Origin of the sequence: Gibbsiella greigii (assembly GCF_039540155.1) — a bacterium.
In the GTDB taxonomy this organism is placed as follows: domain Bacteria; phylum Pseudomonadota; class Gammaproteobacteria; order Enterobacterales; family Enterobacteriaceae; genus Gibbsiella; species Gibbsiella quercinecans.
This window is the reverse complement of the sequence record NZ_BAABEM010000006.1, coordinates 14747-29062: the sequence shown is the minus strand read 5'-3', so window position 1 is coordinate 29062 and position 14316 is coordinate 14747. Positions and strand designations below refer to the sequence as shown.

Sequence of the window (14316 nt, the reverse complement as noted above, 5' to 3'; positions counted from 1 at the left end):
GGTGATATAGTCTGCGCCACCTGTCAGCGGATATACCGTTGAATAATGGCCGGTCTGGCGATGTCGCCAGGCGATTTCCGGGGGCTTTCTGGGGCATTGGCGGGCAGACTAAAAAGCCGTGTCGGGCACGCGGCTTTTTTTGCGCGCGCAAGGGCTCTTTATTCCGGGAAGGCTGTTGTATTTCTATTGAGGAAATAAGTACGAGTTATGTCGTCCGCAAATCAACAAGAGGCTAATCCGTCCGCACCTGGGCCACGTCATGTCGCTATTATCATGGATGGTAACGGGCGTTGGGCTAAACGTCAGGGTAAATTACGTGTCTTCGGTCATAAAGCAGGAGTGAAATCCGTGCGTCGGGCGGTCAGTTTCGCTGCCAGCCACCATTTGGATGCGCTCACGCTTTATGCCTTCAGCAGCGAGAACTGGAATCGTCCGGCTCAAGAAGTCTCTGCATTGATGGAACTGTTTGTCCGTGCGTTGGACAGCGAAGTAAAAAGCCTTCATAAACATAATGTCCGGTTGCGTGTTATCGGCGATACCAGCCGTTTCAGCGAGCGGCTGCAAGAGCGGATCCGCCGTTCTGAACAGCTGACGGAAAATAACGATGGGCTAACGCTGAATATCGCTGCGAATTATGGCGGCCGTTGGGATATCATTCAGGGTGTCAGGCAACTGGCTGAGCAGGTGCAGGAAGGCATGCTGCGCCCGTCCCAAATCAGTGAGCGTTTACTGAGCGAAAAAATTTGTATGAGCGATTTGGCGCCAGTGGATCTGGTGATCCGCACCGGTGGCGAGCATCGCATCAGTAATTTCCTGCTGTGGCAGATTGCGTATGCTGAACTGTATTTTACCGATGTGCTCTGGCCCGATTTTGATGAACTTGTCTTTGAAGGTGCGCTGAATGCGTTTGCACAACGTGAGCGTCGCTTCGGGGGAACAACACCTATCGGCACCCATGTGTCCTAGGGGGAACTTTTGCTGAAGTATCGCCTCATTACCGCTCTGATTTTAATACCGGTTGTTATTGCGGCTTTGTTCTTGCTGCCGCCGCTTGGCTTTACGCTGGTCACGCTCGCGGTGTGCATGTTGGCCGCCTGGGAGTGGGGGCCGCTGGCCGGCTTCGCTTCCCGTTCCCAGCGCATTTGGCTGGCCGTGTTGTGCGGCCTGCTGTTGGCGCTGATGGTGCTGAGCATTCCTGCTTATCAACATTCCGTCCATTTGCTGCAGATAGGCGGCTCGCTATGGCTGTCGCTGGCCTGGTGGCTGGCCGCATTGTTACTGGTGCTGTTTTACCCTGGCTCTGCCGGCATGTGGCGCAATTCGCGCTCGCTGCGCCTGATTTTCGGCCTGTTGACCATCGTGCCGTTCTTTTGGGGCATGTTGGCGCTGCGCCAATATGATTATGCCCAAAACCCGTTTACCGGCGCCTGGTGGCTGCTGTACGTGATGCTATTGGTGTGGGGCGCGGATTCCGGCGCCTATATGTTTGGCAAGCTGTTCGGTAAACACAAGCTGGCGCCGAAGGTTTCGCCAGGCAAGACTTGGGAAGGGCTGATTGGCGGTTTGGTTACCTCGGCGGTAATTTCCTGGCTGTTTGGCCGTTATGCGCCGCTGAGCGTGGTGCCAGTGACGCTGCTTGTCTGTTCGGTGATCGCCGCGCTGGCCTCGGTGCTGGGCGATCTGACGGAAAGCATGTTCAAACGCGAAGCGGGTATCAAAGACAGCGGTAGCCTGATACCTGGGCACGGCGGGATACTGGATCGTATCGATAGCCTAACTGCGGCAGTGCCTGTATTTGCTTGCCTGATGCTGTTAGTGTTTTAATCCGTCAGTAGCGGCGAAGTGGAGATAGAATGGTCAGTGTGCTCTGGAACCTGGTAGCGTTTATTATTGCTCTCGGTGTGTTGATCACTGTGCATGAGTTTGGGCACTTTTGGGTGGCTCGCCGCTGCGGTGTCTACGTTGAACGCTTTTCAATCGGTTTTGGCCGCGCGCTATGGCGGCGCACCGATCGGCAGGGCACAGAATATGTGATTGCGCTCATCCCGCTGGGCGGCTACGTCAAAATGTTGGATGAACGCGTTGATACGGTGGCTCCGGAGCGGCGCCATAGTGCCTTCAACAACAAGACCGTCTGGCAGCGTGCGGCGATCGTCAGCGCCGGGCCTGTCGCCAACTTTCTGTTCGCCATTCTTGCTTACTGGCTGGTGTTCATCATCGGTGTGCCCAGCTACCGCCCCGTGATCGGTGAAATATCGCCGCAATCCATCGCCGAGCAGGCGCAAATTTCTCCTGGAATGGAACTAAAGTCCGTTGACGGTATCGAAACGCCTGATTGGGAATCTGTTCGTTTGGCCCTGGTCGGTAAAATCGGCGATGCGCAAAGCGATGTGGGTATCGCGCCGTTTGGCAGTTCGCAAGTGGTGCATAAAACGCTGGATTTGCGCGATTGGCACTTTGAACCGGACCAGCAGGATCCCGTGGTATCGCTGGGTATTATTCCACGCGGTCCACAGATAGAATCGGTACTGGCTGAAGTACAAACCGGGTCGGCGGCGCAAAAGGCGGGTTTGCAAGCTGGGGACAGGATCGTTAAAGTCGATGGGCAACTGTTGGGGCGTTGGCAAACGCTGGTGAAGCGAATCCACGACGGCCCGGGGCAAGCGCTGGCTTTAGAGATTGAAAGAAACGGCGCCCCCTTGTCTTTAACGCTGATTCCGGATACAAAGCCGGTGGGCAAAGGCAAGGTGGTTGGATTTGCCGGTATAATTCCGAAAGTGTTGCCGCTGCCGGATGAGTACAAAACGATTCGTCAGTATGGGCCGTTCCAGGCGCTGTATCAGGCCGGGGACAAAACCTGGCAACTGATGCGGCTTACGGTCAGCATGCTGGGTAAATTAATAACCGGTGATGTAAAGCTGGATAACCTAAGCGGCCCTATCTCTATTGCACAGGGAGCAGGGGCGTCAGCCGGGGTCGGGTTTGTGTACTACATGATGTTTCTGGCGTTGATTAGCGTCAACCTCGGGATCATCAACCTGTTCCCCTTGCCGGTATTAGATGGTGGGCATCTTCTCTTCTTGGCGATAGAAAAGCTGAAGGGAGGGCCGGTTTCTGAGCGAGTGCAGGACTACAGCTACCGCATTGGATCGATCGTGCTGGTGTTGCTGATGGGGCTTGCGCTTTTCAATGATTTTTCTCGCCTTTAGGGGCGGGGACAGGTTAGGAAGAACGCATAACAACGATGGCGATGAAAAAGTTGCTCATAGCGTCGCTGCTGTTTGGCAGCGCCACCGTATACGGTGCAGACGGGTTCGTAGTGAGAGATATTCATTTCGAAGGCCTGCAACGGGTTGCCGTCGGTGCGGCGTTACTCAATATGCCGGTTCGCGTAGGCGATACCGTCACTGACGATGACATCAGTAATACCATCCGCGCGTTGTTTGCCACGGGCAACTTCGAGGACGTCCGCGTCCTGCGTGATGGGAATACGCTGATCGTCCAGGTGAAAGAGCGCCCAACCATTGCCAGCATCACCTTCTCCGGCAACAAATCGGTGAAAGATGACATGCTCAAGCAAAACCTGGAAGCCTCCGGCGTCCGGGTGGGGGAAGCACTCGATCGCACCACGATTTCCAGCATTGAAAAAGGCCTGGAAGACTTCTACTACAGCGTCGGTAAGTACAGCGCCTCGGTGAAAGCCGTGGTTACGCCGTTGCCGCGCAACCGTGTCGATCTTAAACTTGTCTTCACGGAAGGGGTTTCCGCCAAGATTCAACAAATCAATATCGTGGGGAATCATGCCTTCACCAACGATGAGCTGATTTCCCGCTTCCAACTGCGTGATGAAGTGCCGTGGTGGAACGTTGTCGGCGATCGTAAATACCAGAAACAGAAACTGGCAGGGGATCTTGAAGTCCTGCGCAGCTTCTACCTGGATCGCGGCTATGCGCGTTTCAATATCGATTCGACGCAGGTCAGCCTGACGCCGGATAAAAAAGGCATCTATATCACCATCAATATCACCGAAGGCGAACAGTACAAACTGTCCGATGTAGTGGTGAACGGCAGCCTGGCCGGCCACTCGGCGGAAGTGACGCAGCTGACCAAAATCGAGCCGGGCGAGCTGTATAACGGCAGCAAAGTGACCAAGATGGAAGACAACATCAAGAAGATGTTTGGCCGTTATGGTTATGCTTACCCGCGCGTACAGACCCAGCCGGAAATCAACGACGCGGATAAAACCGTCAAGCTGCACGTCAACGTTGATGCCGGCAACCGTTTCTATGTGCGCCGGATCAAGTTCGAAGGCAACGACACCAGTAAAGACTCGGTGCTGCGTCGCGAAATGCGTCAGATGGAAGGCGCATGGTTGGGTAACGATCAGGTTGAGCAGGGTAAAGAGCGTTTGAACCGCCTGGGCTACTTTGAAACCGTTGATGTTGAAACCCAGCGCGTTCCCGGCACCGCCGATCAGGTGGACGTGACCTACAAGGTGAAAGAGCGCAATACCGGTACCTTGAACTTCGGTATCGGTTACGGTACGGAAAGCGGCGTCAGCTTCCAGGCGGGCGTTCAGCAGGATAACTGGCTAGGTACCGGCTATTCTGTCGGGATCAGCGGCACCAAGAACGACTACCAGACGTATTCCGAACTGTCGGTAACCAACCCCTACTTCACCGTTGACGGTGTCAGTCTGGGTGGCCGCATCTTCTACAACAGCTTTAAAGCATACGACGCCGATCTGTCGGACTATACCAACAAGAGCTACGGCCTTGACGGCACGTTGGGCTTCCCAATCAACGAGTTCAACTCGTTGCGCGCCGGCCTGGGCTACGTGCATAACTCGTTGTCGGATATGCAGCCGCAGATCGCCATGTGGCGTTACCTGGAGTCCGTGGGCCAGAATCCAAACGACACCGATCGCGCCAGCTACAAGGCTGACGACTTTACGCTGAACCTGGGTTGGACCTATAACAACCTTGACCGCGGCTACTTCCCAACCGCCGGTAACCGCACCACGCTGAACGGTAAGGTGACGATCCCAGGCTCTGACAACTCCTACTACAAGCTGACGTTAGACAGCGTGCAGTATGTGCCGATCAACGAAGATCGCACTTGGGTGCTGTTGGGCCGTGGCCGCTTGGGCTACGCCGACGGGCTAGGCGGCAAAGAGATGCCGTTCTATGAAAACTTCTATGCCGGTGGCTCCAGTACCGTACGTGGCTTCCAGTCCAATACCATCGGGCCGAAAGCGGTATACTACAATTCCAATTCGTACAGTTGCTCCGGCAGCACCACGATCTGTAACTCTGACGATGCGGTGGGCGGTAACGCCATGGCGGTTGCCAGCATGGAATTGATTACGCCAACGCCGTTCATCAGTGAAAAATACGCCAACTCTGTGCGTACCTCGCTGTTTGTCGACGCCGGTACCGTGTGGGACACCAAGTGGCAGAACACCGATCTGACGCGGATGTATGATATTCCGGATTACAGCAAGGCGGGCAATATCCGCGTTTCTGCCGGTATCGCGCTGCAGTGGATGTCGCCGTTGGGGCCGCTGGTGTTCTCGTACGCCGATCCTATCAAGAAATATGATGGCGATAAGTCAGAGCAGTTCCAGTTTAACATCGGCAAGACCTGGTAACGGGCCGGTTCCTCTTTGAGGGGCGCCGATGACAGGTTGCAGGAAAGCCTTCTGCAACCTGTAGAACGAAGGTATAAGCAGTAGCTGAGCATCACATTGCCGGGCCTTGCCCTGCCAGAGAGGGATAATTCTCATTGTCTGGCGGAATGTGTCTGGCAAATTGTGTACTTCAAAGTGTCGTATGACACATATGGGTGATGGTAAGGAGTTTATAGTGAAAAAGTGGTTGTGTGCCGCAGGCCTCGGTTTAGCAATGGCTGCTTCGGCTGGCGTTCAGGCTGCAGATAAAATCGCTGTAGTGAACGTAGCCAGCATTTTCCAGCAATTACCGGCACGTGACACCGTGGCTAAGCAGTTGGAAAATGAGTTCAAAGGCCGTGCGGGCGAACTCCAGAACATGGAGCGCAGCTTGCAGACCAAAATGCAGAAGCTGCAGCGCGATGGTTCTACCATGAAAGCCAGCGAACGTACCAAACTGGAAAAAGACGTGATGGCGCAGCGCGAGCAGTTCTCTCAGAAAGCCCAGGCTTTCGAGCAGGACAACCGTCGCCGCCAGATGGAAGAACGTAACAAAATCCTGAGCCGTATTCAGGACGCGGTGAAATCTGTCGCCAGCAAAGAAGGCTATGACGTGGTGATCGACGCCAACGCCGTTGCTTACGCAGGAACGTCTAAAGATATTACTGCTGACGTGCTGAAACAGGTTAAATAAGACATGCCTTCAATTCGACTGGCTGATTTAGCACAGCGGTTGGATGCACAATTGCACGGTGATGGCGATATCGTCATCACCGGCATTGCTTCTATGCATTCGGCACAGGCTGGCCAAATCACGTTTTTGTCAAACAGCCGTTATCAAGAACAACTGGCGGTCTGCCAGGCGAGCGCTATCGTGCTTACCGAGGCGGATTTACCGCACTGCAAGTGTGCGGCGCTGGTAGTGAAAAATCCCTACCTCACCTACGCGCGTATGGCGCAGTTGATGGATACCACGCCTTCACCGGCGCAGGACATCGCGCCAAGCGCCGTGATCGCCGCCGATGCCCAACTGGGGCAGAATGTTGCTGTCGGCGCGAACGCGGTTATCGAATCGGGCGCGGTGCTGGGTGATAACGTTGTTATCGGCCCCGGTTGCTTTGTTGGGCAACGCGCGCGCATTGGCGCGGGGTCTCGCCTGTGGGCGAATGTTACGGTTTATCATGAAGTTGAGATTGGCCAGCACTGCCTGATCCAATCCGGTACGGTGATCGGCGCCGATGGCTTTGGCTATGCCAATGCCAATGAACGCGGCAACTGGGTCAAAATCCCGCAGTTGGGGACAGTGATTATTGGCGATCGCGTGGAAATCGGCGCCTGTACCACCATTGACCGCGGCGCGCTGGATAACACCGTGATTGGGAATGGTGTTATCATCGACAACCAGTGCCAGATTGCGCACAACGTGGTGATTGGTGAGAATACCGCCGTTGCCGGTGGTGTGATCATGGCGGGTAGCCTGAAAATCGGTCGTTACTGCCAAATCGGCGGCGCCAGTGTGATCAATGGTCATATGGAGATTGCCGATCAGGTTGTGGTGACCGGCATGGGAATGGTTATGCGACCAATCACCGAACCTGGGGTATACTCTTCGGGGATTCCGCTCCAACCCAACAAAGTTTGGCGTAAAACCGCCGCGTTGGTGATGAATATCGATGAGATTAGCAAGCGCTTAAAAGCTGTCGAACGAAAAGTCGGAAAAGACTAGTCACTACCGCCCGTCATTCTGGGTAAAACGAATGCGTTGGCCGCGAGGCCAGGAACCGGTTCAAACAGGCCATTTACCAGCCATTTGGACAGGGGCCGAGTTGAGACATGCTGGCATCTGGCAGCCTTGTTAACACTCACTCTGGTGAGCGATACGGATAAAATTTGCGTACCTTGCGTGCGTTCCCGGTTTTTCCGCGCTCGCCAAGCCTACACTGTCTGCGATAATAACGCCGATTGAACAGGTTCCCCAAGCGTATTGCGTTGTTAATTTGCGGCCTGCCTGACTCCCTCTTTTGGGGATAAATGCAGGCCGTGTTGTTGATATCATAAGTTTTTTAGACAGGAAGAGTATTTTGACTACTGACACTCATACTCTAGATATTGCAGAGATTTTGGAACTGCTTCCTCATCGTTATCCGTTCCTATTGGTTGACCGTGTACTGGAGTTCGAAGAACATAAATATCTGCGTGCAGTGAAGAATGTTTCCGTAAACGAACCGTTTTTCCAGGGGCATTTTCCTGGTAAGCCGATTTTCCCGGGCGTGTTGATCCTGGAAGCGATGGCGCAGGCCACCGGCATTCTGGCATTCAAAAGCGTCGGTAAACTGGAGCCAGGCGAGCTGTACTACTTCGCCGGGATTGACGAAGCGCGATTCAAGCGCCCCGTTGTGCCAGGGGATCAAATGATCATGGAAGTCACTTTCGAAAAAACTCGTCGTGGTCTGACGCGCTTTAAAGGGGTCACGACCGTCGACGGTAAAATTGCTTGTGAAGCAACCATGATGTGTGCCCGTAGCCGGGAGGCTTAATCTGTGACAGACAAAACCGCCTTTATCCACCCAAGCGCGATTGTTGAAGAGGGCGCCGTGATCGGCGCTGGCGCGCATATCGGTCCCTTCTGCTACGTCGGCTCCCAGGTGGAAATCGGCGAAGGTACGGTGCTGAAATCCCATGTCGTGGTGAACGGTATTACCCGTATCGGCCGCGAAAACCAGATCTATCAGTTTGCTTCCATCGGTGAGGTAAACCAGGATCTGAAATACGCGGGCGAGCCCACGCGTGTGGAAATCGGCGATCGCAACAGCATACGCGAAAGCGTCACCATTCATCGTGGGACGGTACAAGGTCACGGTGTGACCAAAGTCGGCAGCGGTAACCTGCTGATGGTCAACGTGCATGTCGCTCATGACTGCGTGGTGGGCGATTCGTGCATTCTCGCCAACAACGCGACGCTGGCAGGCCACGTGGAAATTGACGATCACGCCATCATTGGCGGCATGACGGCAATCCACCAGTTCTGCATCATTGGCGCCCATGTGATGGTTGGCGGCTGTTCCGGCGTTGCGCAAGACGTACCTCCTTTTGTCATTGCACAGGGCAACCATGCGACGCCTTTCGGCATCAACGCCGTCGGCCTTAAACGCCGTGGTTTTGATAAAGATGAAATGCAGGCGATTCGCACTGCCTACAAGATCATCTACCGCAGTGAGAAGACGCTGGATGAAGCTAAAGCAGAGCTTGCTGAACTGGTGAAACAACAGCCGGTGGTGCAGCAATATCTCGATTTCTTTAGCCGTTCCACCCGCGGCATTATTCGCTGATTTATGCCTAATCGTCCATTGACTATCGGTTTGGTTGCCGGGGAAACCTCCGGTGATATCCTGGGCGCCGGATTAATCCGCGCGCTTAAGGCGCAGTGCCCCGGCGCGCGTTTTGTCGGCGTTGCCGGCCCGCTGATGCAGGCCGAAGGGTGCGAAGCCTGGTACGACATGGAAGAGCTGGCGGTGATGGGCGTGGTGGAAGTGCTTGAACGTTTGCCACGCTTGTTGAAGATCCGCCGCGATCTTACCCGCCGGTTCAGCGAGTTGAAGCCGGATGTGTTTGTCGGTATCGACGCTCCGGACTTCAATATCACCCTGGAAGGCCGCTTGAAACAACGCGGCATCCGCACCATTCATTACGTCAGCCCCTCCGTTTGGGCATGGCGCCAAAAGCGCGTTTTCAAAATCGGTAAAGCGACCAATTTGGTATTGGCGTTTCTCCCTTTTGAAAAAGCGTTTTATGATCGTTTCAACGTTCCCTGCCGCTTTATCGGCCACACCATGGCCGATGCCATGCCGCTGCAGCCGGATCGGCAGGCAGCCCGCGCGGCGTTGGGCATTGCGCCCGGTGCGCGTTGCCTGGCGCTGCTGCCGGGTAGCCGTAACGCCGAAGTGGAAATGCTGAGTGCTGATTTCCTGAAAACGGCGCTGCAGTTGCGCAGCCACTATCCGGATCTGGAAGTGGTGGTGCCGCTGGTCAACGCCAAACGCCGTGCGCAGTTTGAGCGTATCAAGGCCGAGGTGGCGCCCGATTTGCCGGCTCATCTGTTGGATGGCAAAGGGCGCGAAGCGATGATCGCCAGCGATGCGGCGTTGTTGGCTTCCGGCACGGCGGCGCTGGAATGCATGTTGGCGAAATGCCCGATGGTCGTGGGCTACCGCATGCAGCCATTGACCTTCTGGCTGGCGGAGCGGCTGGTGAAAACCCCTTATGTTTCATTGCCCAACCTGCTGGCCGGGCGCGAGCTGGTTACCGAGCTGTTGCAGCATGACTGTGTGCCGGTCAAGCTGGCGGCGGCGTTGCAGCCATTGCTGGAAGACAGCCCTGAATCCGCACGCTTGAAACAGACTTTCCTTGAGTTGCACCAGCGCATTCGCTGCGGTGCCGACCAACAGGCTGCTCAGGCCGTTTTGGAACTGGCGAAATCATGATAGATCCCTTTATTTACCCTGCCGCGGCCCGGTTAATCGCCGGCGTAGATGAAGTCGGCCGCGGCCCTTTGGTGGGCGCGGTGGTGACGGCTGCGGTGATCCTCGATCCGGCCCGGCCGATCGTCGGGCTGGCAGATTCAAAAAAGCTGAGCGAAAAACGGCGGCTGGCGCTGTATGACGAAATCACCGATAAAGCCTTGGCCTGGAGCCTGGGGCGCGCCGAGCCGCAGGAGATCGACCAGTTGAATATTCTGCATGCCACCATGCTGGCCATGCAGCGAGCGGTAGCCGGTTTATCTGTGGTACCGGACTACGTGCTGATTGACGGCAACCGTTGCCCTGCCTTGCCGATGACGGCCCAGGCGGTGGTGAAGGGTGATAGCCGGGTGGCGGAAATCAGCGCCGCCTCTATTCTCGCCAAAGTCACCCGCGATCGCGAAATGGCCGAGCTGGACAAGGTTTTTCCCGCCTATGGTTTTGCCCAGCACAAAGGTTACCCGACGGCTTTCCACCTGGAGAAACTGGCGCAGCTGGGGGCGACGGAACACCATCGCCGCAGTTTTGCCCCGGTGCGCAGGGTGCTGGCATTGTAATGCCCCCTACAACTGGGCCCCGCGCTGCGGCATAATACGCAGGTTATTCACTCATTCGTTTCTGGTATCTGGATATGGCCGAACCCCGTTTTATTCATCTGCGTGTTCATAGCGACTATTCCATGATCGATGGGCTGGCTAAAGTCGGGCCATTGGTGAAACGAGCCGCCGCGTTAACCATGCCCGCCTTAGCCATTACCGATTTCACCAACCTGTGCGGCCTGGTCAAGTTTTATGGCAGCGCGCATGGCGCCGGGATAAAACCGATTATCGGCGCCGATTTCCATGTGCAAAGCGAAGCCCTGGGCGATGAGTTGGCGCAGCTGACGGTGCTGGCCGCGAATAACGAAGGTTATCAGAACCTGACGCTGTTGATTTCGCGCGCCTATCAGCGCGGCTACGGCGGCGAAGGCCCGACTATCGACCGCGATTGGCTGATCGAACACCGCAACGGCCTGATCCTGCTCTCCGGCGGCCGGATGGGCGACGTGGGCAAGTTTATCCTGCGCGGCAACCAGGCGGTGGTTGATCAATGCCTGGCGTTTTATCAGGAATATTTCCCGGATAGCTACTATCTGGAGCTGATTCGTACCGGCCGGCAGGATGAAGAAAACTACCTGCATGCCGCCGTGTCGCTGGCGGCCGAGCGCGGCCTGCCGGTGGTAGCGACCAACGATGTGCGCTTCCTGGTGGCCGATGATTTTGATGCCCACGAAATCCGCGTGGCGATCCATGACGGTTTTACCCTCGACGATCCGAAGCGCCCGCGTAACTATAGCGCACAGCAATATATGCGCAGCGAAGAGGAAATGTGCGAGCTGTTTGCCGACATTCCGGAAGCGCTGCTAAACAGCGTTGAGATCGCCAAACGCTGCAATGTGACCATTCGCCTGGGCGAGTACTTCCTGCCGCAGTTCCCGACCGGTGACATGACCACCGAAGATTTCCTGGTTGCCAAGGCCAAGCAGGGCCTGGAAGAGCGCCTGGAATTCCTGTTCCCCGATCCAAATGAACGCGCCAAGCGCCGGCCGGAATACGATGAGCGTCTGGAGATCGAACTGCAGGTTATCAACCAGATGGGCTTCCCCGGCTACTTCCTGATCGTGATGGAGTTTATCCAGTGGTCCAAGGACAATAACGTGCCGGTTGGGCCGGGGCGCGGTTCCGGCGCGGGTTCGTTGGTGGCCTATTCGCTGAAAATCACCGATCTTGATCCGCTGGAATTCGATCTGCTGTTCGAACGTTTCCTGAACCCGGAACGTGTCTCAATGCCTGACTTCGACGTCGATTTCTGCATGGAAAAACGCGATCGGGTCATTGACCACGTAGCGGACATGTACGGCCGCGATGCGGTTTCGCAGATCATCACCTTCGGCACCATGGCGGCGAAAGCGGTTATCCGCGACGTTGGCCGCGTATTGGGGCACCCGTACGGTTTTGTCGATCGCATCTCCAAGCTGGTGCCGCCCGATCCGGGCATGACGTTGGAAAAAGCCTTTGCCGCCGAGCCGCAACTGCCGGAAATCTACGAAGCGGACGAAGAAGTCAAGGCGCTGATCGACATGGCGCGCAAGCTGGAAGGGGTGACGCGTAACGCCGGTAAGCACGCCGGTGGGGTGGTGATCGCACCGACCAAAATCACCGACTTTGCGCCGCTGTACTGCGATGCTGAAGGGAACCACCCGGTTACCCAGTTTGATAAAAACGACGTTGAGTATGCCGGCCTGGTGAAGTTCGACTTCCTGGGCTTGCGTACGCTGACCATCATCGACTGGGCGCTGGAGATGATCAACGCTCGGCGGGCCAAGGCAGGGCAAGAGCCGATAGACATCGCCGCCATCCCGCTTGATGACAAGAAAAGCTTCGACATGTTGCAGCGTTCGGAAACCACAGCGGTATTCCAGCTTGAATCGCGCGGCATGAAGGATTTGATTAAGCGCCTGAAGCCCGACTGCTTCGAAGATATGATCGCGCTGGTGGCCCTATTCCGCCCCGGGCCGTTGCAATCCGGCATGGTGGATAACTTTATCGACCGTAAGCACGGGCGCGAAGAATTATCTTACCCGGATATTCAGTGGCAGCATGAATCGCTGAAGCCGGTGCTGGAACCGACCTACGGCATCATCCTGTATCAGGAACAGGTGATGCAGATAGCCCAGGTCTTGGCGGGCTATACGCTGGGCGGCGCAGATATGTTGCGCCGTGCCATGGGTAAGAAGAAGCCGGAAGAGATGGCGAAACAGCGCTCGGTGTTTGAAGCCGGCGCCAAGAGCCAGGGCATCGACGGCGAGCTGTCGATGAAAATCTTCGATCTGGTGGAAAAGTTTGCCGGCTACGGCTTTAACAAATCCCACTCTGCGGCTTATGCGCTGGTTTCCTACCAGACGCTGTGGCTGAAGGCGCACTATCCGGCCGAGTTTATGGCCGCGGTGATGACCGCCGATATGGACAACACCGATAAGGTGGTTGGCCTGGTGGATGAGTGCTGGCGTATGGGGCTGAAAATCCTGCCGCCGGATATCAACAGCGGTCTGTATCATTTCCACGTTAACGATGACGGGGAAATCGTCTACGGCATTGGCGCCATTAAAGGCGTTGGCGAAGGCCCGATTGAAGCGATTATCGAAGCGCGCAACAGCGGCGAGCAGGGCTATTTCAAAGACCTGTTCGATCTGTGCGCCCGCTCGGATATTAAAAAGCTCAATCGCCGGGTGCTGGAAAAACTGATCATGTCCGGGGCGTTCGATCGGCTAGGGCCGCACCGCGCCGCGCTGATGAATGCGCTGGGCGATGCGCTGAAAGCGGCCGATCAGCACGCCAAGGCCGAAGCGATCGGCCAGGTGGATATGTTTGGCGTGCTGGCGGAAGCGCCGGAGCAGGTGGAGCAATCCTACGCCAGCGTGGCGCCATGGCCGGAGCAGGTGGTGTTGGACGGTGAGCGTGAGACTCTGGGGCTGTATTTGACCGGCCACCCGATCACACAGTATCTGAAGGAAATCGAACGTTACGCCGGCGGCCAGCGCCTGAAAGACATGCACCCAACCGAGCGCGGGAAAATGATCACCGCCGCCGGGCTGGTGGTCGCCGCCAGGGTGATGATCACCAAGCGCGGCAACCGCATTGGGATTTGTACGCTGGATGACCGTTCCGGGCGCCTGGAGGTGATGTTATTCACCGAGGCGTTGGAAAAATACCAGCATTTGTTGGAAAAAGACCGTATCCTGATCGCCAGTGGACAGGTCAGCTTTGATGACTTTAGCGGTGGGCTTAAAATGATGGCCCGCGAGCTAATGGATATCAGTGAAGCCCGTGAAAAATACGCTCGCGGGCTTGCTATCTCGCTGACGGACAGGCAAATTGATGACCAGCTTTTGACCCGTCTCCGTCAGTCGTTGGAACCCCATCGCTCGGGGACGATTCCAGTGCATCTCTACTATCAACGGGAAGATGCGCGCGCAAGGCTGCGTTTTGGGGCCGCATGGCGTGTAACGCCCACTGACCGCTTGTTGATAGATTTGCGGACTTTGGTAGGTAATGAGCAGGTGGACCTGGAATTTGACTAAAATAGGAATGC

The 14316-nt window shown here is 56.0% G+C and carries 11 protein-coding genes; all 11 read left to right on the top strand.

The window, feature by feature from the left end:
* Nucleotides 1–207: 207 nt before the first annotated feature.
* The 11 genes from ispU to dnaE all read left to right on the top strand — a co-directional run bounded on the left by ispU (nucleotide 208) and on the right by dnaE (nucleotide 14305).
* Nucleotides 208–966, top strand: coding sequence for a (2E,6E)-farnesyl-diphosphate-specific ditrans,polycis-undecaprenyl-diphosphate synthase (gene ispU, locus AC559G_RS03410; RefSeq protein ID WP_279029257.1), 759 nt, complete (start codon nucleotides 208–210; stop codon nucleotides 964–966).
* 9 nt (nucleotides 967–975) lie between these two features.
* Nucleotides 976–1824 (top strand): phosphatidate cytidylyltransferase, encoded by an 849-nt coding sequence (cdsA, locus tag AC559G_RS03405; RefSeq protein ID WP_498911319.1) that lies wholly within the window; start codon nucleotides 976–978, stop codon nucleotides 1822–1824.
* A gap of 29 nt (nucleotides 1825–1853) precedes the next feature.
* Nucleotides 1854–3209: a sigma E protease regulator RseP gene (gene rseP, locus AC559G_RS03400; protein WP_498911317.1), complete on the top strand. Its 1356-nt coding sequence runs from the start codon at nucleotides 1854–1856 to the stop codon at nucleotides 3207–3209.
* 35 nt (nucleotides 3210–3244) lie between these two features.
* Nucleotides 3245–5650, top strand: coding sequence for an outer membrane protein assembly factor BamA (gene bamA, locus AC559G_RS03395; RefSeq protein ID WP_438599737.1), 2406 nt, complete (start codon nucleotides 3245–3247; stop codon nucleotides 5648–5650).
* Nucleotides 5651–5864: 214 nt separating this feature from the next.
* The gene (gene skp, locus AC559G_RS03390) at nucleotides 5865–6362 is read left to right on the top strand and encodes a molecular chaperone Skp (protein ID WP_095847460.1); all 498 of its coding nucleotides are present in this window, start codon (nucleotides 5865–5867) and stop codon (nucleotides 6360–6362) included.
* A 3-nt stretch (nucleotides 6363–6365) separates the two neighbouring features.
* On the top strand, nucleotides 6366–7394 hold the full coding sequence (gene lpxD / locus AC559G_RS03385) for a UDP-3-O-(3-hydroxymyristoyl)glucosamine N-acyltransferase (protein ID WP_498911314.1): 1029 nt from the start codon (nucleotides 6366–6368) through the stop codon (nucleotides 7392–7394).
* A gap of 355 nt (nucleotides 7395–7749) precedes the next feature.
* Nucleotides 7750–8205, top strand: a complete 456-nt coding sequence (gene fabZ, locus AC559G_RS03380) for a 3-hydroxyacyl-ACP dehydratase FabZ (protein WP_145957819.1) — start codon at nucleotides 7750–7752, stop codon at nucleotides 8203–8205.
* Between the two features lie 3 nt (nucleotides 8206–8208).
* Entirely contained in the window at nucleotides 8209–8997 is a 789-nt protein-coding gene (gene lpxA, locus AC559G_RS03375; RefSeq protein ID WP_438599734.1) for an acyl-ACP--UDP-N-acetylglucosamine O-acyltransferase, read from the top strand.
* Between the two features lie 3 nt (nucleotides 8998–9000).
* Complete coding sequence (lpxB, locus tag AC559G_RS03370) at nucleotides 9001–10149, top strand: lipid-A-disaccharide synthase (RefSeq protein WP_498911312.1); 1149 nt, start codon at nucleotides 9001–9003, stop codon at nucleotides 10147–10149.
* The gene (gene rnhB / locus AC559G_RS03365) at nucleotides 10146–10742 is read left to right on the top strand and encodes a ribonuclease HII (RefSeq protein WP_462614282.1); all 597 of its coding nucleotides are present in this window, start codon (nucleotides 10146–10148) and stop codon (nucleotides 10740–10742) included. The genes lpxB and rnhB overlap by 4 nt, the downstream gene beginning before the upstream one ends.
* Nucleotides 10743–10816: 74 nt before the next feature.
* Complete coding sequence (dnaE, locus tag AC559G_RS03360; RefSeq protein ID WP_498911309.1) at nucleotides 10817–14305, top strand: DNA polymerase III subunit alpha; 3489 nt, start codon at nucleotides 10817–10819, stop codon at nucleotides 14303–14305.
* The last annotated feature ends 11 nt before the right edge of the window (nucleotides 14306–14316 follow it).

Bases quoted from the DNA above. Each gene is read 5' to 3' on its own strand.
- ispU (WP_279029257.1), top strand. From the start codon at position 208: ATGTCGTCCGCAAATCAACAAGAGGCTAATCCGTCCGCACCTGGGCCA.
- dnaE (WP_498911309.1), top strand. From the start codon at position 10,817: ATGGCCGAACCCCGTTTTATTCATCTGCGTGTTCATAGCGACTATTCC.
- rnhB (WP_462614282.1), top strand. From the start codon at position 10,146: ATGATAGATCCCTTTATTTACCCTGCCGCGGCCCGGTTAATCGCCGGC.
- lpxD (WP_498911314.1), top strand. From the start codon at position 6,366: ATGCCTTCAATTCGACTGGCTGATTTAGCACAGCGGTTGGATGCACAA.
- lpxB (WP_498911312.1), top strand. From the start codon at position 9,001: ATGCCTAATCGTCCATTGACTATCGGTTTGGTTGCCGGGGAAACCTCC.
- rseP (WP_498911317.1), top strand. From the start codon at position 1,854: ATGGTCAGTGTGCTCTGGAACCTGGTAGCGTTTATTATTGCTCTCGGT.
- bamA (WP_438599737.1), top strand. From the start codon at position 3,245: ATGGCGATGAAAAAGTTGCTCATAGCGTCGCTGCTGTTTGGCAGCGCC.